General features: G+C 54.3%; 23 protein-coding genes and 2 pseudogenes. 8 read left to right on the forward strand and 17 right to left on the reverse strand.

What is annotated here, in order from left to right; all coding sequences use genetic code 11:
- The first annotated feature begins 113 nt into the window (after positions 1–113).
- From AC3WJN_RS17990 to AC3WJN_RS18000, 3 genes and pseudogenes are all read left to right on the forward strand, one after another.
- A pseudogene (locus AC3WJN_RS17990) lies at positions 114–794 on the forward strand (response regulator transcription factor).
- Positions 791–2,152 carry a sensor histidine kinase gene (locus AC3WJN_RS17995; RefSeq protein ID WP_007784381.1) on the forward strand — a complete coding sequence of 454 codons (1,362 nt, stop codon included), beginning with the start codon at positions 791–793 and terminating at the stop codon, positions 2,150–2,152. Before AC3WJN_RS17990 ends, AC3WJN_RS17995 begins: the two are co-directional and overlap by 4 nt.
- 126 nt (positions 2,153–2,278) lie before the next feature.
- Positions 2,279–3,664, forward strand: coding sequence for a DJ-1/PfpI family protein (locus tag AC3WJN_RS18000; RefSeq protein ID WP_005830421.1), 1,386 nt, complete (start codon positions 2,279–2,281; stop codon positions 3,662–3,664).
- Between the two features lie 217 nt (positions 3,665–3,881).
- Here AC3WJN_RS18000 and AC3WJN_RS18005 read toward each other — a convergent pair whose 3' ends face one another.
- The 7 genes from AC3WJN_RS18005 to AC3WJN_RS18035 form a co-directional block, all read right to left on the reverse strand.
- Positions 3,882–4,538 carry a VOC family protein gene (locus tag AC3WJN_RS18005; RefSeq protein WP_007784385.1) on the reverse strand — a complete coding sequence of 219 codons (657 nt, stop codon included), beginning with the start codon at positions 4,536–4,538 and terminating at the stop codon, positions 3,882–3,884.
- Between the two features lie 119 nt (positions 4,539–4,657).
- Entirely contained in the window at positions 4,658–4,834 is a 177-nt protein-coding gene (locus AC3WJN_RS18010) for a hypothetical protein (RefSeq protein WP_157179540.1), read from the reverse strand.
- Positions 4,835–5,215: 381 nt separating this feature from the next.
- Positions 5,216–5,752 carry a hypothetical protein gene (locus AC3WJN_RS18015; protein ID WP_005830426.1) on the reverse strand — a complete coding sequence of 179 codons (537 nt, stop codon included), beginning with the start codon at positions 5,750–5,752 and terminating at the stop codon, positions 5,216–5,218.
- Between the two features lie 153 nt (positions 5,753–5,905).
- Positions 5,906–6,598: a DUF2306 domain-containing protein gene (locus AC3WJN_RS18020; protein WP_005830428.1), complete on the reverse strand. Its 693-nt coding sequence runs from the start codon at positions 6,596–6,598 to the stop codon at positions 5,906–5,908.
- A 19-nt stretch (positions 6,599–6,617) separates the two neighbouring features.
- Positions 6,618–7,208: a TetR/AcrR family transcriptional regulator gene (locus AC3WJN_RS18025; RefSeq protein WP_007784388.1), complete on the reverse strand. Its 591-nt coding sequence runs from the start codon at positions 7,206–7,208 to the stop codon at positions 6,618–6,620.
- Between the two features lie 150 nt (positions 7,209–7,358).
- A complete protein-coding gene (locus AC3WJN_RS18030) occupies positions 7,359–7,877 on the reverse strand; it encodes a GNAT family N-acetyltransferase (RefSeq protein WP_005830432.1) in 519 nt (172 codons plus the stop codon).
- A gap of 142 nt (positions 7,878–8,019) precedes the next feature.
- Complete coding sequence (locus AC3WJN_RS18035; protein WP_007784390.1) at positions 8,020–8,412, reverse strand: hypothetical protein; 393 nt, start codon at positions 8,410–8,412, stop codon at positions 8,020–8,022.
- 156 nt (positions 8,413–8,568) lie between these two features.
- On the opposite strand from AC3WJN_RS18035, the gene AC3WJN_RS18040 reads away from it, so the two are divergent.
- Positions 8,569–9,537, forward strand: a complete 969-nt coding sequence (locus AC3WJN_RS18040; RefSeq protein ID WP_025845362.1) for an MraY family glycosyltransferase — start codon at positions 8,569–8,571, stop codon at positions 9,535–9,537.
- A gap of 114 nt (positions 9,538–9,651) precedes the next feature.
- On the opposite strand, the gene AC3WJN_RS18045 is transcribed toward AC3WJN_RS18040, so the two are convergent.
- From AC3WJN_RS18045 to AC3WJN_RS18055, 3 genes are all read right to left on the reverse strand, one after another.
- The gene (locus AC3WJN_RS18045) at positions 9,652–10,518 is read right to left on the reverse strand and encodes a GNAT family N-acetyltransferase (protein WP_007784392.1); all 867 of its coding nucleotides are present in this window, start codon (positions 10,516–10,518) and stop codon (positions 9,652–9,654) included.
- Between the two features lie 36 nt (positions 10,519–10,554).
- A complete protein-coding gene (locus AC3WJN_RS18050; protein WP_005830439.1) occupies positions 10,555–11,274 on the reverse strand; it encodes a 3'-5' exonuclease in 720 nt (239 codons plus the stop codon).
- A gap of 187 nt (positions 11,275–11,461) precedes the next feature.
- A complete protein-coding gene (locus tag AC3WJN_RS18055; RefSeq protein WP_005830441.1) occupies positions 11,462–12,136 on the reverse strand; it encodes a tetratricopeptide repeat protein in 675 nt (224 codons plus the stop codon).
- Positions 12,137–12,320: 184 nt separating this feature from the next.
- On the opposite strand from AC3WJN_RS18055, the gene AC3WJN_RS18060 reads away from it, so the two are divergent.
- Positions 12,321–13,490, forward strand: coding sequence for an MFS transporter (locus tag AC3WJN_RS18060; RefSeq protein ID WP_007784394.1), 1,170 nt, complete (start codon positions 12,321–12,323; stop codon positions 13,488–13,490).
- Positions 13,491–13,555: 65 nt separating this feature from the next.
- A complete protein-coding gene (gene deoD, locus AC3WJN_RS18065; protein ID WP_005830445.1) occupies positions 13,556–14,263 on the forward strand; it encodes a purine-nucleoside phosphorylase in 708 nt (235 codons plus the stop codon).
- A 150-nt stretch (positions 14,264–14,413) separates the two neighbouring features.
- Here the strand turns inward: deoD and AC3WJN_RS18070 are convergent, their stop codons facing one another.
- The 7 genes and pseudogenes from AC3WJN_RS18070 to AC3WJN_RS18100 form a co-directional block, all read right to left on the reverse strand.
- A complete protein-coding gene (locus AC3WJN_RS18070; protein ID WP_476578002.1) occupies positions 14,414–14,692 on the reverse strand; it encodes a biotin/lipoyl-binding protein in 279 nt (92 codons plus the stop codon).
- Positions 14,667–16,730 carry a sigma 54-interacting transcriptional regulator gene (locus AC3WJN_RS18075; protein WP_237716655.1) on the reverse strand — a complete coding sequence of 688 codons (2,064 nt, stop codon included), beginning with the start codon at positions 16,728–16,730 and terminating at the stop codon, positions 14,667–14,669. Before AC3WJN_RS18075 ends, AC3WJN_RS18070 begins: the two co-directional genes overlap by 26 nt.
- Before the next feature lie 186 nt (positions 16,731–16,916).
- Positions 16,917–18,302, reverse strand: coding sequence for a putrescine aminotransferase (locus tag AC3WJN_RS18080; protein ID WP_005830451.1), 1,386 nt, complete (start codon positions 18,300–18,302; stop codon positions 16,917–16,919).
- A 24-nt stretch (positions 18,303–18,326) separates the two neighbouring features.
- Positions 18,327–19,799: an aldehyde dehydrogenase family protein gene (locus AC3WJN_RS18085; RefSeq protein ID WP_007784402.1), complete on the reverse strand. Its 1,473-nt coding sequence runs from the start codon at positions 19,797–19,799 to the stop codon at positions 18,327–18,329.
- A gap of 159 nt (positions 19,800–19,958) precedes the next feature.
- Positions 19,959–20,903 (reverse strand): agmatinase, encoded by a 945-nt coding sequence (speB, locus tag AC3WJN_RS18090; RefSeq protein WP_007784404.1) that lies wholly within the window; start codon positions 20,901–20,903, stop codon positions 19,959–19,961.
- Positions 20,904–21,018: 115 nt separating this feature from the next.
- Positions 21,019–21,141: a hypothetical protein gene (locus AC3WJN_RS18095; RefSeq protein ID WP_007784407.1), complete on the reverse strand. Its 123-nt coding sequence runs from the start codon at positions 21,139–21,141 to the stop codon at positions 21,019–21,021.
- A 230-nt stretch (positions 21,142–21,371) separates the two neighbouring features.
- Positions 21,372–21,844: pseudogene (locus AC3WJN_RS18100) on the reverse strand (Glu/Leu/Phe/Val dehydrogenase); the annotation flags it as partial.
- A 422-nt stretch (positions 21,845–22,266) separates the two neighbouring features.
- Between AC3WJN_RS18100 and AC3WJN_RS18105 the strand changes: the two are divergent.
- Both AC3WJN_RS18105 and AC3WJN_RS18110 read left to right on the forward strand, forming a co-directional pair.
- The gene (locus tag AC3WJN_RS18105; RefSeq protein WP_007784413.1) at positions 22,267–23,628 is read left to right on the forward strand and encodes an APC family permease; all 1,362 of its coding nucleotides are present in this window, start codon (positions 22,267–22,269) and stop codon (positions 23,626–23,628) included.
- A 71-nt stretch (positions 23,629–23,699) separates the two neighbouring features.
- Positions 23,700–23,993, forward strand: coding sequence for an SAV0927 family protein (locus tag AC3WJN_RS18110; protein WP_007784416.1), 294 nt, complete (start codon positions 23,700–23,702; stop codon positions 23,991–23,993).
- Positions 23,994–24,078: the final 85 nt, after the last annotated feature.

The raw sequence follows: 24,078 nt of genomic DNA on the forward strand, positions 1-24,078 counted from the left end.
CCGCCAGTGGGCAAGACTTGCTACTTGTTCCCAAAAACAGAAGGCCCTATAGTAAATGGTAAAAATGCAGTAATGACGGTCCTGATATGCAGAACGGAAAGGAGCGGATGAGCGTGCCAAGGGCATTAGTGGTCGATGACGACCCGCACATTCGGGAATTGGTCGCATTGTACTTAAAAGACGAGGGGTTTGACATTGTAGAAAAAACAAATGGAGCAGACGCATTGGCATACGCGGAAAATCATGCCGTGGATTTGGCGGTTATCGACATCATGATGCCGCAAATGGACGGCTGGGAGCTATGCTCCAAACTGCGTGAGTTTGGCGATATGCCGATCATCATGATTACCGCCAAAGGCGAGGCGCAGGACCGCATCCATGGATTCAAGCTGGGGACCGATGATTATCTGGTAAAGCCGTTTGATCCCGTAGAACTGGTTCTGCGCGTAAAGGCACTGCTCAAGCGGTATCGCATTTCGGTATCCAACATCATTACGCTTGGCCATCTTTCGTTGGACCGTTCACGCTATCTGGTGGTATACGCAGACGGACAGACCAAAACGATCCCCATGAAAGAATTTGAACTGCTGTACAAACTGGGCAACTATGCCGGGCAATTATTTACTCGCGAAACATTGATCTAACAAATTTGGGGGCTCGATTATGAAGGGGACGAACGAACGGTAGATGTGCATATCAAGCGGCTTCGCGAGCGGTTCCCCGAAGCCGAATCCGGATTTCGCATCGTGACGATTCGCGGTTTGGGCTATCGACTGGAGGTAACAGCGCAATGAAATCGCTCTATACACGGGTCGTGCTCGTATTCGTCGGAATCGTCATGCTCAGCCTGGTGACGGCTTTTTTCATTACGACCTGGCTGTATGAAGAACGCGCCAAAGGCATCGTCCGAGACATGCTCATCGAAAACGGAAGCCAAATGATCGCCACCTACCAATCCACTCCCACCGCAGAGCTGGTTCCGCTCATGCAGCACTTGTCGGGCCTTTCCCTAACCCATACGCAGCTTTACAATGCAGAGGGCGTTCCGCTCCTCGCCGAGAAAGGAGCCTCGTTGCAGGTGGAGCCTCGTGATGTCGCGCGTGTCCTCGCTGGTGAAAAGCTAACCGATCTGCTGCGAAGCGACACTTCTGCTTCCCATGAAGCTGCACTGCCTGTAATTGGCCTGCCTTTTCAGGTGGACGGACAGCCTTATGCCTTGTTCGTGACGCTGAAACGAAACAGCGCTGACGAAGAATTGATGAATTCGATTCATTTGCTGTACGGTTTAATCCTGTTCATCGGAAGCTTTTTGATTCTCATCGCCGCCCGTTACCTGGTCAAGCCGATTGTTCAATTGACCGAAGCCACCCGGCGAATGGCGGAAGGAGAGTTCGCAGTAGAAGTACCTATCAAGCGCAAAGACGAGATCGGAATCTTGAGCGCCAGCTTCAACCAGATGGCCAAAAAGCTCGGAATGCTGGATCAAATGCGGCGGGATTTCGTCTCCAACGTCTCGCATGAGATCGGTTCCCCTTTAACTTCGATTTCCGGTTTCACAAAGGCGTTGAAGCACAAGGAAGTAAGCGAGGAAAACCGCCTTCGCTATTTGACCATTATCGAAGAAGAGAGCGAGAGACTGTCTCGGTTGAGCCAAAATTTGCTGCAATTATCCCAACTGCAGCAAGAGAACATGCCGCTGCGCACCAAGACGTATCGTCTCGACGAGCAGATTCGCAAGGTCGTGATTGCGCTTGCTCCACACTGGGAAACCAAACAGATCGACTTCGACCTTCATCTGGAGCCGCTCATGATAGAAGCAGACGAGGACCAGTTCAGCCAGGTGTGGATCAATCTGCTGAGCAATAGCATCAAATTCACACCTATAAACGGCACGATTCAAATCACGGCTGTCAAGAAAGGCAATCAGTGCATCGTTTCCATTTCCGATAACGGAATCGGGATTCCTGAAGAAGAAAGGGCTCACATTTTCAAGCCTTTTTACAAAGTAGACAAAGCTCGCAATTCTGCCGTAAAAGGAAACGGCCTTGGGTTGTCCATCGTGAAGCAAATCATTGACGGGCATCGGGGAAACATTCGGGTTTTAGGTGAAGCAGGAAAAGGAGCGACGTTTGAAGTGACCTTGCCGCAGTGAAAAACCGCCAGCGTGCGGTTTTTTTCTTTTTTTGGTTCCCGTTCATATTCAGTTCACATAGCTGCTTTATATTCCTCTTAGAAGCTAATTACCCTACGGTGGTATAGTAAACAGGAGGAATCAAAAGTGAAAAAAGTTTTGTTGCGTTTGGCGGTGTATCTGCTTAGTCTGGTTGTATTTGTAGGCGGTCTTGGCTTTCTTGGATATTCCCATACGCAGAAGGAATTTTACAACGCGCTCCGCGAAGAGGCCGTCCCTTCCCTGGAGGGAGTCACCATTCCCCCTCATGATCCGGCGAAACCTACCGTTGCAGTCGTCTTGGGAGATTCTTCGATTACAACAGAGGATTTCGATTTTCTCATTCCGTACACGCTGCTCTCGATGACAGAAGCGTATAATGTCTATGCTGTCGCACCCGACAAAGACCTCAAAGCTCTGTCAGGCGGACTCGATGTCGTCCCGCACTACACGTATGCAGAGTTGGATGCTCTGTTGGGGAAAGACCCTGACGTAATCGTAGTCCCGTTTATGCCCATTATCGATGAAGCGACATATGCCCCTACCCGCGAGTGGATTCAGAAACACGCTAACAGCGATACCACTTTCCTGAGCATTTGCGGGGGGTCAGGCAACCTGGCTGATGCCGGTCTGCTGAAAGGAAAATCGGCTGCGTCTCACTGGCAAGCGATTCCGTCATTGCGAGTATTCTACCCGGATACGACTTGGGTAGAGGATGTGAGATATGTCCACGAAGGAAATACGCTGACTTCATCCGGTCAAACGGCTGGTATCGATGCGGTGCTTCACCTCATCTCGCAGCAAGTGGGCGAGCCGACAGCAGCAAGCATTGCCAAACAAATCAGCTATCCGAATTACGAATTTGTCGCGAATCCAAAAGTGGAACCGTTTGTTCTCGACTACAAATTTTCCACCTACATTCTGAATAGCACATTCCGCTGGCAGAAAAAGCAAATGGGCGTGCTGCTCTATGACGGCATGGAAGAACTGGCCCTGTCTTCGATCTTTGACTCGTACGCGGACACAGGAACGACACGCGTTCGGACCATTTCGAGGACGATGACACCGCTTACGACCAAGCATCACCTCAACATCGTGGCACGACACACCATCGAGAATGCGCCACAATTGGATAAAATGATTATCCCTGGCGGCGACGCGCCTTCGCTGGCTCACGATGACATCAAGTTTTGGAATGAAAAAGGCAAGGCCGATGTGACTCTGCTCATTCACGCCGATTCTCCCAACCGTTATGTGTTTGAAGCTCCATTGGAAGACCTGGCCAAGCAGGAAGACCTGCTGACAGCCCGGCATGGCGTAAAGCGTTTGGAATACCGCTTCGACAATATCAAGCTGGAAGGCAGTGCGCTTCCTCTCATGACCTATGCGCACCTGCTGCTTACTCTCGCTCTTGCTTTCTTTACGGCATTTTTCATTGATCGCAAGTTCATTGCCAAGAAATCGATTTGCTGTTTGCACAAGCGCACGCTGTAATCTCTGCCGAAACTGATCCCAAGCATGTGAAACAGATGAAAACACCTTCAAGACGATCCGATCATTTCGCAAGATCGGGGACAATCTTGAAGGTGTTTTTTTATGCGTGCGTGTCTGCTCCTTGAGCCAGACGACGCCGATCAGCGTAGCAAACACGATGCTGATTTCCCGCAGCGCCACTTCTCTGTCTTTGGAACGCAGTCGGCAACCGTTCCGTTCAGCAGACGATCCGGTACGGCAACGGCGGACTCGTATGCACAAGCCCCTGCTGTCCCCGCTCAGGCTCAGGCTCAGGCGCAAGCTCGATCGCGATAGGATGGATGGTGGCCCCTCTGTCGGTCGGATACCACGGGCGGTTTGCTTTTACCAGCACGAGCACGCCGTCCTGATCGCCGTAAAAGCGAAAGACTTCCGATTCAGCCTCAAATTCGCTCGGGATCGGGGCGAGCGAAGCCGCGAATGCCGCGACATCGGGAACGGGCATGCCGACTTCCTGAATCGAGAGCCAATCCGTCTTCGCCTCTGTCGGAAAAGCCAGCAGCTCCAAAATGTTTCCTTCCGGGTCTGCGAAGTAGAGCTGCTTTCCTTTCCACGTGTACGACTGCATGACCTCCTGCCCGTCTTTGCTGCGTAAAACGATGCCGCGCTGTCTGATCGCTTCCGCATACGAATCGAACGCCCGCTCCGCGATGCCGCAGGCAAAATGGTAAAACGGCTTTTGCTCCGCCCGCTGAAAAGCCAGTGTGGCTTCCCCTACCGATACGGCAAACGAGCGGGGCGTGCTTTCGATCAGCGGCATGTGCAAAACTTGCGTGTAAAAAGCCAGCAGTTCTTCCGGCTTGCTCGTCGTCAACGTCACCTTTTGCAGCTTCATCGGCCGTTCACTTCCTTTTTTCTTCCATAGTAGCATAAGTAGCGCCCGGGAAGCGGCAGCCCTTTTCGCCGCGGAAGAAAAAAACAAGCGATCCCCAAACAGGAATCGCTTGCCGCTAGTCACGCGAAATGCTTGACCAGATTCAGAAACAGATCAATAGCCGTGCCGATCTCTTCCTCGTCGATATCAAATTTGGGGTGATGATGCGGATAGGCGCTCTTTTTTCCGCACAAAAACACGATGTTTGGCTTGACCGCTTCCCGGTTTTCAGCCATCCATTTCGCGACGGCGAGCAAGAGCGCCGTATGTCCGTCGTGTCCCAGGGGAATTGTAGCGTGGCGGCATAAAAAAACCTTCTCTGCCGAAAGAGAAGGAGTTGGATTTTCAGAATAAGGCACAGGAAACGGGACGAAATAGGGAGGTTGGTGTTCGCGGTTGTCCAGCCGAATCGAACGAGTAACCGATGAACCGAATAGGCGTCTGGCGATTCGTTCTACCCATACAAATTAGGATTAGCACGTATGCTCTGTCATACATTTCTACGAGCGACCAGCGCTCATAGGGGTCCTTGTCTCGCACAAGGATAGGCGTTGTCCGCGATTTCCTGTGGCTGAGATGTACTCAGCTTACAAAACGCAATCCGTTACGTTTTCTAAGCTAAGCACATGAAGCTGTGCCTAGTCTTCCAGCTCGATATATTTTTCGGCCTGCGGAAACTCCAGAAAAATGTTGTGGCATTCGTCTTCAATCAACTGGGACAAGCGCTTGACTTTTCTCTCCAGCTTCAAGCCGCTTTCCCGCGCTTTTTCAATGTCGTACATGGCGCGCGTGATCGTCTTGTCCCCGCCATTGAAGTAGCCGCCCGTATTCAGTTCCTCTTTTTTCATCGAACCGTATCGCTTCAGCGAGGCAGCTTCCTTGCGCATATGCTTCGCAATCTGCATCGCAGTAAAAAGGCTGATCTCCTGATTGTTCCAGGTGATTTTGTGGGCGAGATTGGCGCTGTGGATCAGCTCGTCAATGACGCGGAAGTCTTCGCGCGCTTCCTCCAGCTCTTCCGTGATGAGCGCAAACGAACGAGTCGGCTCCTCCGCTTGCTCGCCTTTCACATAGACGCAGAAGGCGTTTTTTTCGCGCTCCTGATCGAGCTCGCTGACCTTGTGGGCAATATCTGAACGCAACGGAACAAGTGCTGCCAAAGACAGTTTCGCCATTTCCAACCTTCCTTTCTCTCGGGACGAAATTTACTCTTTCAATGAGACGAGCCAATAGCTGGAAAGTTTCGTTTTTTCCATAAAACTTTTGGCACTGGCTTTTAGAAAAATAGCAAAGCCCCCTCATTCATCGAGGAGGCTTTGCCGATGCAGTCATGCGCTTTTGGATGAGTTGAATTTTTTGTGGTAATAGCGGGAAAATCCGATGATACAGGGGACGAGGACGATCGTCGGCATAAACCAGACGAGCGGGTGAACAGAGCTTAGGCCGAGCAGGCGCGGCGCACCGAATACGGTAAAGGCCGTAATCGTCGCGATACAGCAGCCGAGCATTCCTCCCAGATGCTCAAACCACCAGTGGAGCTTTCGCCCCGGCGGCCGCAGCCAGTACACAAGCTGCGTCGTGCCGAGGAAAATCCCGATGAACGGAAACCAGGTCAGCAGGGTAAAGTCGATCGTCGCCCCGTACAGGCTCATGGCTGCGCCCGAGGCGACCAGCAAAGCGGGAAACAGCAGGTCGACCGGTTGGCGATGCGCCGCTTTGCGGTTTTTGTACCGCAGCACGCGAATCCCGTACCAGGCTGTCGCCGAGCTCAAAATCGAGATGAAAATGAGGAACCAGGCGAAGGCGACGGACTCGACCGTTTTGTCCGGATCGAATCCGATCCGCCAGATGCCCATGACGAGGGCCGAGATCGCGACTGCTCCCATCGCGATCACGTAGACCCAGCCTGAGCGCACGTGCGCCTTTCCGCCCTTTTTGGTGACGATTGGCAGCCAGAATACGAGCAAGGCGGTAAATCCGGCGATGATGTGAATCACTTTGAAAATCGAGAAAAGAAGCATGGCGCTGTTTCCCCCTCTGCTAACCATTGGTCAGCGTCTGATACATGATCTGATGCACTTCATCGACAGTCAGTCCGCTCGCATTCGGCGCGATTTGCGTCTTCATCCGGATGCCGTACGTAATCATCGTGAAAAAAATCGCGACCTTCTCCGCATCGAGCGTGGCCGGGATCACGCCAGCCCGCTGCCCAACCTCGATCCATTCCTTCGACGTCTGGATGCTCTCCTCGTGCAGCTTGACAAGCATCCCGCCAATCACCGGGTCTTCTCTTTTGCTCAGCAAGTAAATCAGGATCAGATTCGTCACATCGCGCGGGTTGTGAATGTGGCGCAAGCCCTGCGAGATACTCCCGAGTGCCCCCGTCAATTCGCTTCCCCCTTCTTTTACGGTTTGGTAAAACCGCTGGCTGATGGCGGCAAAACGTCTTTGCAACAGCAAGCCGAGCAGTTCATCCTTGCTTTTTACGTAATGGTAGATCGCGCCCTTGGACAAGCCTGAACGCTTCATGATGTCCTGCAACGTCGTCTGCTGGCATCCTTTTTCCAAAATCAATTCCTCTGTCGCCGTCAGCAGCAATTGGAAGCTGGGGTTTTGATGAATCGATGACATAGTATCCTCCTGTAGAAAATGGACATGGAAGTCGGTTCCTTACGACCACTATACAAACCGTCGGTCGGTTTGTCAAGCGAAAGAAAAAACACGGACGTCGCTTCGTCCGCTTGGCGCTGCTTTTCGCTGCTTTTCGCTGCTGCTTACGCTTTACTGCGAGACGATGAGTTTGTAGTAGATCACCGTGTCGTGCAGGCTGCCGTCAGCAGACATGGCGTAGTGCGGGATTCTCCCGCCCTCTTGGTACCCCATCGCCTGATACAGCCGATTGGACGGATCTTCGGCGCGCGTATCCAAAACGAGCAGGCTGCGGTTCTCGGCCAGCGCCCGCGCCTGTGCAAGCAGCATCAGCGTGCGGCCAATGCCTTGCCGCTGCGCGGAAGGATGCACCATCAGCTTGGCGATTTCCGCCCGATGCCGTCCGTTTGGCCGCTCAGCCAGGTGGAGCTGGACTGTCCCGACGATGCCGTTTTCATTGGCTGCCACCCAGACTACCACCTGCTCGCCCGTTACCGAGGCCCAGTAGGCGTATGCTTCTTCCCAGGCCAGTGGCGGCAAAAACCCGACGGAAGCCCCATCCGCTACGACATCCACCAGCAGCCCGGCCAGCTCGCGAAGCTCCTGCTCCGTTGGCTGGATCACTTCTCGATACGATAAACCTGGCGTCATGCTTTGTCCCCTCCGTTACGTTTCGCTATGTGCGTGATTATTCTGTATCCTTTAGCACCACTATAACCGAGAAACGGAGCGCTGTCAGTTAAAACGGAACATTTTATGTAAGAAAAATTAACATACATATATCACCGATCCGTTATGGACGATACCCGTACATGCTAAAGATGAAAAAAAGACACGCATACACAACCCCTGCCGGAACAATCGAGAGCGCGATCCAAAATTTTTGCGCCGTTCCACGGGCAGCCTTGAACCAACCGTAGTAGTTGAACAGCAGCACGAGCAGAAACGGAACAAAGAAAAATCCGAGCATGGACTCGACCCACGCCGAATTGTTGTCCCAAAATTGCTCCGGCACCGGCAGCGTATGATACTCCGCGTAAATTGCTTCCTTGCGTGAGATGAACACGTACGACAGAACGATATAATAGACGATTACAGCGGCCTTGACCCAGCCCTTTATCCCTTTTGTCGTCCATAACAGCATAAAAATGATGCCCAAGATGAACCATAAGGCCATGTATTCCATCCCGATCCCTCCTAGAAGGGATTATATTTTTTCGCGCTGCATGAAATAAGTACCAACTTTTTTTGGTACCTCCCCAGCTTTCCCGGCAAGAGTCGACAAAATTTGGAATCCTTCCTATAATAGACTTGTCAAAAAAAAGCTGTCTTTTCGTAGGAGATGGTCATGATTACATACGCGATTTCGTTTTTGCTGTCGTTTGCTATCGTCATGGTGCTGATTCCACCGCTGGCCAAATTGGCGTTTCGCCTTGATTTTGTGGACAAGCCCCGGAAAGACGTCGAGCGCAAGATTCATCGAGAGCCGATCCCGCTAACCGCCAGCTATGCGATCTTCGTCGGCTTCGCTACATCGTTTCTGCTGTTTTCCAAAGAATCGCCGGAACAGACGATTGCCGTTTTGATCGGCTCGCTGCTCCTTCTTACCATCGGCACGATTGACGACTGGTACAAGACGCAGGGCAAAGACTTCTCCGCTCTGCCAAAAATGATCGTCCAGCTTTCCGCCGCCGTGATCGTGTACTTGTCCGGAATCAACTTCTCCGGCTTTTACAATCCGCTGAGCGGGGAGTACATCCTGCTGCCGGAATGGCTGCAGTTCATCCTCACGATCTTGTGGATTTTCGGTGTGACGACGGTCATCAACTTTTCGGACGGCATGGACGGCCTCGCCGGAGGGCTGACCGCCATTTCTGCCGGTACGCTGTTCGTCGTCGCCCTTGTCAAAGGACAGACGACCTCCGCCATCATGGCGATCAGCCTGATCGGGGTCGCTCTCGCTTACTTGCGCTACAACAAGCCGCCCGCGAAAATTTTCATGGGAGACGCAGGGGCGACTTTTCTCGGCTTTATCCTCGCCGTGATCGCGCTGGACGGAGCCTTCAAACAGGCAACGGTCCTGTCGCTGTTCATCCCGATTTTGGCGCTGGGTGTGCCGATCTTCGACAACCTGTTCGTCGTAGCAAAACGGTTCATGCAAGGCAAGCCGATCTACCAGGCAGACGCCAGCCAGGTGCATTACCGCTTGCTGCGCACGGGGCTTAATCCCAAGCAGGTCGTGGCGTTTCTATGCTTAATCAGCATGTGCTTCTCGCTGACCTCGATTATCCTGCTTTTGCTGGGTGTATAGAACGAAAAAATGCCGCTTCGGTCCTCCCACGGACCTGCGGCATTTTTTTATGCTGAACAGGCTGGCTGGCGCAGCCGTTTCGCTTGTCGCCCAGGCCAGGCGAGGCCCGCTTCTCTACAGGAGCGCTCGCTTCGCCGTCAGCATCGTCTGGGTAATCCGAAAGCCTGTCCCTTCGTACAAAGCAATCGCAGGCTTGTTGTGCGTTCCTGTCACGAGGTACGGCTGCAAGCCTTTTTCCAGCGTCCGGTTTATGAAAAACCGGGCAAGCTGTTTGCCGTAGCCTTTTTTCTGGTGCTTGGGGTCGACGAAAACATCGTAGGCTTCGCCGTGCGGGGTCACGATCAACGAGCCGACAAACTCGCCCTGTTCCTCGTAGAACATGTAGATGTCGTCCTTCATTTCCGTGAGCAGCCACTTTTGCCAGGAGTCCATCGTTTGTTCGCAGTAGTCGGTCAGACGGTACGGCTTCAGATCAATGCTTTTGCGCACCTCATAGTAGGCGTCGCTTTGGGACTGGATGTAGCAGGGCAGCTCCTGCTCGGCAAAAGGCTTGACCGCAAGCGTCGGCTCCGGCACCATCCCGCCTGTGTACTTCATCGTATGCTGTCCCCACAACGGCGCGAAGCCTTTTTTGGCAAAAAACGCCCCGGCATCGCCCGCGTCGATGCGATACGTGGCGACGACCGCCGTCGGCTTCTGCTCGTGCGCAAGCAACTGTGTCCAGACGAGGTCGAACAGCCGGGAGCCGATCCCTTTTTTGCGCTGCTCGGGACGTGTGTACACGTACATTTCCGCCGTCCCCTCTTCGCCAAAAGAGGTTAAATCGTACAAGCCGCAAGCGACGATCTCCCCTTGCTCCTCACAGAGAAACACCGTGGCCGATTTCAGGATTGCCGCGAGTTCCACCGGGCGCCATTGCACCTCTTTTTGCAGCATCGCCACGACCGTGCCCAGGTCGCGCTCCTTCAGGTTGCGAATCATTTCTCTTCTCTCCCTCTGCTGCTCATCGCCTGCGCGCTAGCTCTGCTTCGTGGCTGTCGCTTCCGCCGTCTGCTCCAGTTGCTTTTTATGTTGCAGGCACGCCTGGCATCTTCTGCTTTTTCTGCCAAAAGCGGTGTAGTATTTGAGCTTTTTGCAGGAGCGGCACGTCACGTACAGCGAGCTGGACAAATTGTAGTTTTGCTCGGGCGTGTTTTGCGAAAGGTGGACGGTCTTGTTGTATTTGATTAAAAGGTGCGCCGTATGTATGGCATCGACCAAAGCCGAGTGCAGCCTTCCTTCCTGAACGATGCCGGCTGCATCAATCGCGTCTTTCAGACTCATCTGCTTGCGGTCGGCGAGCAGCATGCTGATCGCGGGCTGGATGTCGTTGTAGTTGCGCAGCCAGTTGAAATCAAGTCCGAAGCGGGCGCAATGCTCGATCATCAGCCGTTTGTCGTCCTGGCCCCACGAGCACAAATAGTAGTCCTCGTCCGTGCCGATCCAGTCGAGAAAAGCGTCGAAGGCTTTGCGAAACGGAATAAACGTCGGCATGTTTTCTTTGTCCAGGCCGATAAATTTGCGGGTGCGCTCCGTAATTCTGCGCTCGATGGCCGGAAACGTGTAGCGCTGGAAGGTGTCGACCTCCACGCCGTTTTTTCCGGTCACGACTTTTGCCGCACCGATCTCGATGATTTCCGGGATCTTGTCCCGTTGATGGGTAAGGGTTGTTTCCAGGTCATAGACAATGATTTGCAAGCAGTATCACATCCTGAATGTATTGGTTCTATTATGAACGGTTGCGGGCATGGATTGCAAAAAGCAGCAGGCAAACGCTTTCCTTATTTAATGGATAATTGTATAGGAGCGCGGACAAAAAACAAAGCAAAAAATGGCTGCCGTACATGGCAGCCACGAAAAGCCTCTATCTGGTTGTGCCGGATTTTCAAAACGTTTTCCGCAGCCACGCGAGCAGCGCCCAGCGCCTTTCTGTCCGGCGCTTGTAGGCGGGCAGTCCCCGGTACACTTCTGTCGCTTCGCGAAAAGATGCCTTCGCCTTGTCTTTTTGCTGCAGCTCGTCGTACACGACGCCAAGCTTGAAGTACACCTCGCACGACGACATGTTCATTTTCGCCAGCTCTTCTAGGTATTCCAGCGCTTTTTCCCGCTGCTGGCGCTTCGCGTACTCTTCCCCGACAATCAGGCGCGGCTCCCCGTATCTGACGCGCGGATTGAGCTTCAACGCCTGCCCGATCAGCTCCAGCCCCTCTTCCATCCGCCCTGTCTTCAGCAAGCAAATGCCTTTGTCACACAAATATTCGGACGAATCCTGCATCGTGGCGGCGATCCCTTCCAAGTAAGCCAGCGCTTCTGCATATTGCCGCTTTTCCATGTGCAGACGGGCCGCCTCCAGCTTGGCTGGCGTGTCGTGCGGGTTCAGCCGCAACTGCGTGCGTAACGCCGACAGCCTTCTCCAACGGCGATACGGCTTGGTAATGTCAGGCAGCAGCCGGACAAAGCGGCGATCCAGGAAATACAGGACGAGCAAAATAATCAGCATGGCGATAAACGGATTGCCTGTCAGCCACCACAGGATTGAGAACAAGAACAGTTTCCCCAAAGATTTCCCCTCGATCCTCTCTTTTTTCTTTTTTTACTATAAGAGTCTGCCAACTCTATTGTCAAATATTGTTACCTCAAGATAAAAGGTTACTACGATAGTGGTTGTTATCCACCACAATATAGGTTACTATAATCGTAGTAACCTATAATAAACTATTTCAAAAGGAGGTTTGCTCGCCACCGTGAACATGAAAGTGTACCTCCTGGCTATCGCTGCCTTTGTCGTAGGAACGGTAGAGCTGATTATCGGCGGCATCTTGGACATCATCGCGGGGGATTTGCAAGTCTCCATCAGCACCGCAGGCTGGCTGATTACGATGTTCTCTGTTGTTTTTGCGCTTTCCGCTCCGATTTTGCTGACCGTAACGGCAAAGGCCGAGCGAAAAGCGCTGTATTTGTGGGCGCTGGCCGTTTTTTTCGTCGGCAACGTGATTTCTTGGCTCAGTCCTCATTATTCGATCTTGATGCTTGGGCGGATTTTTTCCGCAGCGAGCGGTTCGCTGATTATCGTGCTGTCCATCACCATCGCTTCCTCGATCGTCCAGGAGGCGTACCGGGCGAGAGCAATCGGCGTCATTTTCATGGGCGTGAGCGGTTCGCTCGTGCTGGGTGTGCCGCTTGGCCTTGTCATCGGCAATTCGTTTGGCTGGCGCGCGCCGTTTTTGCTTATTTCCGTTTTGACGCTCGTCTCCATGATCGGGATTTCCGCCTTTTTGCCGAAAATCCCGGCAAGGCCGACGATTCCGCTCAGAGAGCAGCTTTTGACGCTGAAAAAGCCGAAGATCATCAGCGCGCAACTGACGTCCGTGTTCATGCTGACCGGACATTTGACGTTGTACGCCTATTTCACTCCGTTTTTGAAAACGGCTTTGCACCTGTCTTCCGGCTGGGTCAGCATCGTCTACATTATTTTCGGCATCTCCGCTGTGCTCGGCGGCGGCGTTGGCGGCTGGGCGGCAGACAAGCTCGGTTCGACGAAAAGCATTTTGGTCATTATCGCCTCGTTCGCTGTCGTGATGTTCCTCATTCCGGCAGTGACATTTTCGCTCTATTTGTTCCTCGTCGTGATGATTGTCTGGAGCATGCTCAGTTGGGCGATCACGCCCGCGCAGCAAAACTACCTGATCGAAACGGCCCCCGAGTCGTACGAGATTCAGCAAGGCTTGAACACGTCCGCGTTGCACGTCGGCATTGCGCTCGGCTCGGCCGTCGGCGGCTTTGTCATTGAGCATCACTCTGTCGTGGACACGGCCTGGGTAGGCGGCATCTTCGTGCTGATTGCCTTTGTCTGCGCTGTTTTTTCTATTACAAGACCTGCTACGTCCAAGCTTGGTCAGTCCATTACCATTTAAGGAGGTGAATGCCGTCGCGCCGAGAGCGAGCCTGTGCGTTCCGCTCGGTGCGCGACGGCCTTATCATGAGCACACATATTCAAGCCAAACCAGGTGAAATCGCAGAAAGCATCCTGCTGCCAGGCGATCCGCTGCGGGCCAAGTACATTGCTGAGACGTTTCTCACAGACGTGACCTGCTACAACCAGGTGCGCGGCATGCTCGGCTTCACGGGCACTTATCAAGGCAAACGGGTGTCTGTGCAAGGGACAGGCATGGGCGTTCCGTCGATTTCGATTTACGTCAACGAGCTGATCCGCGACTACGGCGTGAAAAATTTGGTTCGCGTCGGAACGTGCGGCGGCATCCAGAAAGACGTGCATGTGCGCGACGTCATTATCGCCATGACGGCATGCACGGACTCGAACATGAACCGCCTGACATTCCCGGGCTTCGACTACGCGCCTTGCGCCAATTTCGAGCTGTTGCAAAAAGCGTACAACGCAGGCGTTGCCAAAGGCTTGCCGGTGCGGGTCGGCAACGTGCTGACGGCCGATGTGTTTTACCGCGAAAGCATGGAGCCGGTGAAAAAGCTCGGCGACTACGGGGTGCTCGCCGTAGAGATGGAGACGACGGCGCTCTATACGCTTGCCGCGAAGTACGGCGTCAACGGTTTGTCGATCCTGACCGTCAGCGACCATATTTTCACGGGCGAGGAAACGACGGCCGAAGAGCGGCAGACGACGTTCAACGACATGATCGTCATGGCGCTGGAGGCCGTTATCGCCGAGTAAGCATCATCGGCGTACGCGAGAAAGCTTACAACAAAAAGGGATCTGCGCTCGCTGGCAGATCCCTTTTTGCTGTACGTATTTGACGCAGCATGAACCATTTTGCTTGCTTCGGGCATTCGCCCGCTTTTTGCCCAGGCGAAACGATCCGGGTTACGCCTTGCTTTCGCATTCGTCCCGCTTGCTCGACTCTTCGCTGCAGAGCATGATCGACGCCAAAATCATCCCCGCAATTACCAGCTCGCCTTGCTCGACTTCAATCGCCTCCACACTCCCTGTAACCGGAGAGAGGATGTCGATGCTCCGGCTGCCGTCTGCGAGCGTGAACAGCACTTCTCCCTCCTGCACAGAATCACTCAATCGAAAAAAGATTCGCGCAATGGTTCCGGCAAATGGCGATACTACGTCATACTTTAAACCCAATCTGCTCACCTCGACTTATCTTCTCTTGGATTTCCTGATATTTGCGACTGATCGTGGACTGGCTGACGCCGAGCACCTTGGCTGCCATGGACGTCGTCTTGAACTCGTCCATCGCCATCTTGATAAGCTGCTCCTCCATCGCTCTCGTCGCTTCCTTCAGCGGCATGATCTTGGTCAAACGCTGCCGCATATACTGCTTTTTCTTCGTCTTCAACAGCGGCGTAATGTGGTGCGCTTCGATGAGATCCTCGTCCGCGGTGACCACGATTCGCTCGATGATGTTTTGCAATTCGCGCACGTTGCCTGGCCAGGAATACGATTCCAGCAGGTCGAGGGCGTCTTGGGACAGTTGGGTGGAACGTTCGTATTTTTCGTTAAACGTTTGCAAAAAGTGCAGGCTGATGAGCGGGATGTCCTCCGGGCGGTCGCGCAGCGGCGGAATCACGACAGGAATGACGTTCAGCCGATAGTAAAGGTCCTCGCGAAACGTGCCTTCCTCGACCATTTTTTCGAGATTTTTGTTCGTCGCGGCGATGATTTGCACATCGACCTCGACGATCTCCGAGCCGCCTACCGGGATGATCTCCCTCTCCTGGAGGACGCGCAGCAGCTTGACCTGCAGATTGAGCGGCATTTCTCCGATCTCGTCGAGAAACAGCACGCCTTTGTGGGCCATGCGGAAATACCCCGGCTTGCCGTTCGTATTCGCGCCTGTAAACGCGCCCTTTTCATAGCCGAACAGCTCGCTCTCCAACAGCGTCTCCGGGATCGCCCCGCAGTTGACCTTGACGAACGGGTGGTTGTAGCGCGGCCCCAACTCGTAAATCGTGCGAGCGAACACTTCTTTGCCGACGCCGGATTCCCCGGTGAGCAGCACGGTCGACGAAGTGTTGGCGATCTTGTGAATGTACTTCATCACTCTTTCCATCGGCTCGCTGGCGTAGATCAACTGGCGGTTTTTCGCGTACTGCTTCTGGTCGCGCAAATGCTCCAGTTCCTTTTTGTATTTCTCCGATATTTTTTTGACCTGGAGCAGCTCTTCCTTCAGCATGACCGTCTCCGTAATATCCCGCAGCGCAATGACGATCCGCTCCAGCTTGCCTTTGCCGTCAAAAATCGGGTTGCCGACCGCGAGCACATTTTTGCCCGAGCGGCTCTCCTGGGTGACGGACACTTTTCGTTTTCGCTCCATCACCATCCGGACGATCGCGGAGAAAAACAGCCCCTCCTGCTCCAGCTCCATCAGATTGATGCCGACGAGCTGCTCCTTGTTGATCTCCCAAAAGTCTTCGATCAGGTTGCCGCTGTAGCGCAACAGCACGCCTTTTTCATCGAGGACGAGAATCTCGTCGTAGATCGAGGAAAGAATCCCTTGCAGGTCGGTGTTGAGGTTTTTGACGTATTCCATCTCCATCGCCATTTTTTCGATGTACGGCAGATCTTGCAGGACGATCGTCGCCCCGGTTACCGTGCCGTCCTGGCTGCGAATCGGGCAAAAATCGGCCAGCACCCCGATCCGTTCGTTGACGATGATGTAGTTGAGCACCTTTTCCCCGTACTCGATCACTTTGTGAAAAACGTCCGGGTCGAGCAGCTCGCCGACCCGTTGCTGGCGCAGCTCCTCCGGGGTCACGCGAACCATCCGCAACACTTCCGAGCTGAAGTTCTCGATCCGTCCCTTCTCGTCCACAATCAAAATGCCCATCGGGATCGAGTTGAGCAGCGAGCGAATCCAGTCGGGGTGCCCGGACTGGCTGGTCAGGACGTAGTACAGCACATCTTCGCGGCGCAAGTAGCCTTCGGGCTGTCCGGCCGGACCGGAAACCACGACGACTTCTTCTCCGCATACTTTGAAAAAATCCGGGACGTCTTCTCCCTGTTGCAAAAAAGAAAGGTTCGTTTGATAGGGCAACTCGCGCACGGGCCTGTCCATCCAGTCCGCGTCCGTCATCCGTTGCAGCAGATCGTTGTTGCGTATATAGGCAACGAGCTTTTGTTCATTGTTCGGATCGGTTACAAACACATAGCGTTCGTTGAACCGTGACATGATGCTCCGGACTTCATTTGCTGAAGATTCAAACGATACAGTCAACGCTTTTCTGACAAAACGATTTGAAACCATAGGTCCTCCCAATATTGCTTGGCGTGTGACTTCTATTATACTCAGGGCTCCCATGGAGAAGAAAGGGGAAAAGAAGACTGGGGTGGGCAGTCTTCTTTTCCGGTAAACGATTTAGATTTGGACTTGCGGCAGTACGTTTTTGAACGTCTCGATCACTTTGTCCGCTTCCTCGTAGGTGATGGTGAGCGGCGGCTCGATGCGGATTGTCTTCGCGTTAATCAAAGTTCCGGCGACCAGCACGCCGTTGTCGAACAAGCCTTTGGACACTTCGTAGCCGATCTCGTCGCTGTGGAACTCGATCCCGATCAACAGCCCTTTGCCGCGCACTTCCTGCACCTTGTCGCTGTGCGCTGCCGCTGCTTCGCGCAGCCCTTTGAGCATGTACTCGCCCATTTCCACGCAGCGGTCGAGCAAGTTTTCCTCGATCAGCACGTTGAAGGTCGCAATCGCCGCCGCGCACGCCAGCGGGTTGCCGCCAAACGTCGTCGTCTGCACGAACGGATTCGGGAAAAAGCTTTTGAACACTTCCTCTGTCGCGACCACGGCTCCCGCTGGCATGATGCCGCCGCCGAACGCTTTGGCCAGGCACAAAATGTCCGGAACGACGTTGTAATGCTCGCAGCAAAACATTTTTCCGGTGCGGCCCATGCCCGTCTGCACTTCGTCGAGAATCAGGAGAGCGCCGTACTGATCGCACAGCTCGCGCACCTGCTGCAAATAGTCGTCCGGCGGCAGGTTGACGCCGCCTTCGCCCTGGATCGGCTCGAGGATGACCCCGGCGATCTCTTCGCCGACGAGCGCGCACGCTTCAAACGTCTTGCGCAACATCTCGATGTCGCCGAAGTGCACGTGGCGGAAGCCCGGGATCATCGGCAGAAACGGCTTGCGGAATACCCCTTTGGCGGTAGCGGACAGAGCGCCCAAGCTTTTGCCGTGGAACGCTTTCGTCGTCGCGATAAAAGTCGTGCGGCCCGTGTGCATTTTCGCCAGCTTGATCGCCGCTTCCACCGTTTCTGTCCCGCTGTTGGCGAAGTAGGCGTATTTCAGGTTGCCCGGCGTCACGTCAGCCAAAATTTTGGCGAGCATGGCGCGCAGCGGGTCGAGCAAGTCCTGGCTGTGCAGCGGCTGGCGGTTGAGCTGGTTGATGACGGCCTCCACGACTTTTGGATGGCGGTGGCCGACGTTGTAGATGCCGAAGCCGCCCAGGCAGTCGATGTACACTTTTCCGTTGACGTCCATGAACGAGTTCGGGCCTGCGTCTTTCCATTCCACAGCGGCGAACTGGCCGTCCTTGGTCACGGATTTGCGGTAGCCAAGAAAGCCCGGATTGACGTGGTCGCGGAAGTTTTCCACCGTCTGGCGGGTGACCCACTCCGCTTCGTCTTTCGTGATTTCGCTTTTGGCGATCAGGTCGAGCACCTGGCTCGTATAGGCGTAGACGTCTTTGTACTGTTCTTTTACTTGTGCATGCTGATTGCTCTCCACTGTCTTGTTCATCGTGCTGTCCTCCTGATTGTCGTATTAGTTTTCAAACCAGTCGGTTGGCTGTACGTGCAGGTTGATGTTGATCTGCTTGACTTCTGTGTACTCCTCGAAGCCATACGTGCCCAGACCGCGGCCGATGCCGCTCTGCTTGTAGCCGCCCCACGGCGCTTCGTTGTACGTCGGATGGTAACAGTTGATCCACGTAATCCCGGCGCGCAGCTTCTTGATGACGCGCATCGCCTTGGCGCCGTCCTGAGTGAACACGCCGCCCGCCAGTCCGTAGACGGTATCGTTGGCGATGCGGATGGCGTCTGCTTCGTCCCGGAAGCGCTGGATCGCCAGCACAGGGCCGAAAATTTCCTCCTGGACGATCTTCATGGACGGGGTCGTATCGGTGAAAATCGTCGGCTCGATGAAGTAGCCTTTTTCCAGGCCGTTTGCCGTCAAGCGGTTGCCTCCGCACACCAGACGGGCGCCTTCTGCTTTTCCAAGCTCGATGTAGTGCAAGATTTTTTCCATGTGCGCCTGGCTGACGACTGGCCCCATCTCGGTAGCGGGATCGTCGCCGCGGCCTACGCGTATTTTTTTCGCCCGTTCCACCAGCCGCTCGACGAAGCGGTCGTGGATGCTGTCCTCAAGCAGCAGGCGCGATCCGGCGGAGCAGACCTGGCCTTGATTCGCGAAAATTCCGAATAGCGCGTAATCTACAGCCGTCTCGAAGTCGGCATCGGCAAACACGATGTTCGGCGACTTGCCGCCAAGCTCGAGGGAAATTTTTTTGATGTTGCCTGTAGCGGCCCGCATGATGCTGCGTCCGGTAGCCGTGCCGCCTGTAAACGAGATTTTGTCCACCAGGTGGCTCTCCGCCAGTTCGTTGCCTACCGTAGCTCCCGCGCCCAGCACCATGTTGGCTACGCCTTTCGGGATGCCTACTTCTTCTATGATTTCAAACAGCTTTTGCGCAGTGACCGGGGTGACCTCAGACGGCTTGAAGACGATCGTGTTCCCGGCGGCCAATGCAGGCGCGATCTTCCACACGCCCATGAGCAGCGGGTAGTTCCACGGCACGATCAGGCCGCATACGCCGACAGGCTCGCGCACGACCATCGCCTGCACAGGGTCTGCCACGTGATAGGTCTGCCCGTCCGGCTTGGTAACGAGGCCCGCGTAATAGCGGAAGCACGCAGCCGCGTCGGCAACGTCAAAAGCGGTCTCGCGCAGCGGCTTGCCGTTGTCCAGCGTCTCCAGCCTGCCGATTTCTTCCGCGCGCTCCTCGAGCTTGTCGGCGATCTTAAACAGGTAGCGGGCGCGCTCTGCTGCCGGAAGCTCCGACCAGATGCCGCTGTCGAATGCTTCGCGAGCGACCTGAATGGCATGGCGGGCGTCTTCCACGTCCCCTTCTGCCGAGAGGGCAATCACTTCCCCCGTAGCGGGATTCACAATCTCGCGGGTCTTTTTGCTTTGCGCGTCTACCCATTCCCCGTTGATGTACATCTTCAGGTTCATCATGCAACGAATCCTCTCCTTCCGCTGTATCCATTCACGTAAACTACCTAAAGCAACTCTCGTGCCAATCCGGGATGCGCCCGTGCACATGCCCAAACCCGGATCACCTGCACGAATGATCTATTCAAAAATTCATAGATTATGCAAAAATGAATAGCTGGATTACTTGCTCACAGCCTGCTTTTGTTGCAGGGCGACCAGGGCGGCAAAGTCGTGAATCAGCGTAGCTGCCAACAGCGACGTGATCTGTGCCGGGTCGTACGGAGGCAGCACCTCGACCAGATCGAAGCCGATGTAGTTCAGGCCCGTCAAGGAGCGAATCATTTGCAGCGCCTCGTGGCTGGTGAAGCCGCCTACTTCGAGCGTGCCTGTTCCCGGAGCAAAAGCCGGATCGACAAAGTCGATGTCAAAGGTCAAAAAGCACGGCGTGTCCCCGATTTTTGCCTTGATCTCGCCAAGCACGTCATCCCAGCCGCGGTTGCGCAGCTCTTGCGTCGTGACGACGTTGTAGCCAAGCTCGTAGCTCGCTTCGAGATCGCCGGGGTGGTTGAGCGTCCCGCGAATGCCGACCTGAAACACTTTGTCCGGCAAAAGCAGCCCTTCCTCATGCGCCCGGATAAACGGCGAGCCGTGCCAATATTTTTCGTCGTAATACGTATCCCACGTGTCCGTGTGCGAGTCGAACTGAATCATCGCGACCTGGCCGTACACTTTTTTGGCGGCCCGCAGCGAGGCCAGCGTAATCGAGTGATCCCCGCCCAAGCCGATCGGCACGATTCCTTTTTGCATCAGGTCGAGCATGGCTTCCTCCATCAGCTCGTAGCTGCGGTGGATATTGTGCGGGATGACCGGGACGTCCCCGATGTCGATCGCCTTGGTGTCTTCAAACGGGTACACTTTATGCGTCGGATGGTAAGGGAACAGCGTCATCGAAGCCTGGCGAATCGCTTGCGGCGCAAAGCGCGCTCCGACGCGGAAGGACGCCGCCGTGTCAAACGGCTGTCCGATGATCGCTACCTTGGCATTTTCTCGCGCGGACGGCAGACGCATGAAAGTGCCTGTCGTGCAAAACTCCGGTTTTACATCTGGGGAAAGTGGATATTGCATGAGTTTCAGTCCTCCGTTTGTAGGTTGTCGGGTATGAATCGTCTGTTTCTTCTCTACAGCGTTGGACTTTTTGGCAAAGATGACGGGCAGTTGGCTTTGTTACCGTAGTGCCTCTCTATCCCTCAGTTCCTGCCCAACGCTGCCTGTATCCTTTTGCAAACAAGCTCGCCGGATGGGCGAAAGCCGGCAACAGGATCATGGACAGCAGGACAGCAATGAGGAAAAGCTTGTTTCGCATCGCTTGTAACCACTCCTTGTTCCTTCCTTGCGCGTTCATCGAAATATTATTGCAAAAATTATGCCAATTTATCTTTCGTGAAAACGTTGAAAGGCAGGCTGTTTTCTATTCGTTTTTTCATGATCTATCCATTTTTGCATAACCGCTTTTGCCTGGTCTGATCGCGAAAAAGGAGCGCCGCCCGAATGAGCAACGCTCCTGCCGCTGTTTTTATGCCCGTGTTTCCCCGCTTAGTTCGCCCAGCCCCGCACGCGTGCCGCTTCCGCCAGCCTTTTGACGGCGACCATGTACACGGCCTTGCGCATGTCGACGCTGTATTGCTCTGCTGTCTCGTACGCCTTGCGGAAGCTTCCCTCCATCTTCTCGCGCAGCATCTTGTCGACCGTCGCCTCATCCCAGTAGTAGCCCTGGTTGTTTTGCACCCATTCAAAATAGGAAACGATCACGCCGCCGGAATGAGGATGTCGCACGGCCGCTCCAACAGCTCCTGGTTGGTGATCCGGTCGGCAAACAACTGGGTGACCGCGCCAAACGAATCGCGGCGCTCCAGCAAGTACGGAATGTCGAGGCCAGCTTCGTCGTAGATCGCGCCATTGGCGTCCCCGATCCCGACGATTTTTACTCCTTGTTCATGTAAAAACTTCGCCAGGTAGCTGCCGACGTTTCCAACCCCTTGAATGATGACCCGGGCGTCCTGCGTTTTGCTGCTACACCTCTGCTGTTTTAGCAAGTCGTGTGCCAAACGGCGATCCTCGTGCCTTCTTATTGGCATGCGCTTTCTCGCTTTATGCATTTTTGGGTAAACGATGAATTTTTGCATGGATCATTGTCTTCGATTAGGCTTGCTCGTGAGCGAAAAAGCCGGACTGCGGGCTGCTTTCGCTTTTGGCACATCCCTTGCTTACAGTTGCTGATGCAAACAGTCGCATCACCACCGATTTGGCAAGGGGGGCAAATGACATGAGGAGAAACGATGCGACCAGACTCCGCAGCCGGGCGGCGGGAGGACTGGATCGAATAGGAACTGGCTTTTGCGCGTAACAGGCCGTTGATCGAAGCTTGCTTTTGGACGAAGCGACTTCTGAATGTTAAACGCTCTCATTTCACTCGCAAAGGGGATTGGTCATGGAAAAAAGCCTGAATTATTCAACTTCGGCACCCACGTTAAAAAGAAGCTTGAAGCTGTGGCAAGTCATCGTATTGGGGCTTGGCTATTTGACGCCTCTGACTGTGTTTGACACGTACGGGATCGTCAGCCAGGAAACCGGGGGCCACGTCCCGACCGCGTACATTCTCGCGCTGGCAGCGATGCTGTTTACCGCATCCAGCTACGGAAAAATGGTGCGGGTGTTCCCTGTCGCCGGCTCGGCTTACTCGTATGCGCGCCAGGCGATCAATCCGCACATCGGCTTTCTGGTCGGCTGGGTGTCGCTTTTGGACTACGTGTTTCTGCCTGTCATCAATGTGCTTTTGGGCAAAATTTATTTATCCGCCGCCTTCCCGATGGTTCCCGGCTGGATTTTGGGCATTTTGCTTGCTGCGGTGACTACTTTTATCAATTTTCGCGGTATTCAGTCTACGGCCAACTTCAACACGCTGCTGGTCGTGTTTCAGGTGATCGTGGTCGTCGTCTTTATCGGCTTGAGCATCTCGCACATCAGTGCGGCAGCAAACGGGGAGAGCGCCTTCACGATCCAGCCATTTTACGGCGAAGCGATTTCTTTTCCCACCTTGCTGACCGGAGCGGCCATTCTCTGCTTTTCGTTTCTCGGCTTTGACGCGGTCACCACTTATACGGAAGAAGCGGTCGATCCAATGAAGACGATTCCGCGCGGCATTTTTCTCGTCGCATTGATTGGCGGCGTCATTTTCATTACTACCTCCTATTTCACGCAGCTCGCTTTTCCGGCTGTCGACCAGTTCCAAAACCCGGAGTCCCCCTCGCCGGAGATGTCGATGATTCTCGGACAAGACTTGTTTTATGCGTTTTTCGTGGCAGGCAGCATTACCGCCGCTCTCGCCTCCGGGATCGCTTCCCACACGAGCGCTTCCCGCCTGCTGTACGTAATGGGCAGGGAAAACGTCTTGCCGAAAAAGTTGTTCGGCCACTTGCATCCAACGAGAGGAATCCCGGCTCGCAACGTGTTTTTCGTCGGGGCGGTGTCGCTTGCTGCGCTGTTCCTCGATCTGGAGACGGCGCTCGCCTTCATTAATTTTGGGGCATTGACCGCCTTTACTGCCGTCAACGCTTCCGTCATCGCCCATTACTATATTCGCAACCAACGGCGTTCCCTGGCGGATACGTATCGCTACTTGCTTGCCCCGTTGTGCGGGACCAGCTTCGTCGCGTTTCTCTGGTACAACCTGGACAGCCATGCCCTGACGCTCGGGCTGCTCTGGACGCTGGCGGGCATCGGCTACTTGCTGATCGGCACCAAGTTTTTCACGAAAAAGCCGCCTGTCATCGACTTTGAGGAAGCGATTTGATTTCGCTCTGCGCTGACCGTCAGCCAGCCAGTGCGCTTTAGCCAAAACTATTATCAGGAGTTGAGCTGCTCATGAAATTCGAATATTTGTACGATCAATCGGAAAATTTGCTCTCGCGCTTTGTCACCTTCGCCACGGAGCACCATCGCTACGACTTTGCCTTTTTCTACTCCCAGCACTTCGACGGCAAAAGCATTGTCATGTCGCTGCAAAACATGCGCGCCGCCCTGATCTCTTCCGACGACCTTGCGCACAATCATAGCTGGGTGCAGCCGCTTGCGGTGCATGCAGAAGACGAGGACGTCGTCACGAGCTTTTTGCAGAAAGCGCTCTCTTCTTTGTTTCGGCACGATGATCTTGATTGAATGAGGGTGAATCTGTAAGCAAGTCTTTGGGGGATGGTTGATCTTTGGGCTGATGCCGGGATGGGGGGCATCGGCTTTTTGGGGT

The organism is Brevibacillus sp. FW306-2-1A-C05A, assembly GCF_058781555.1.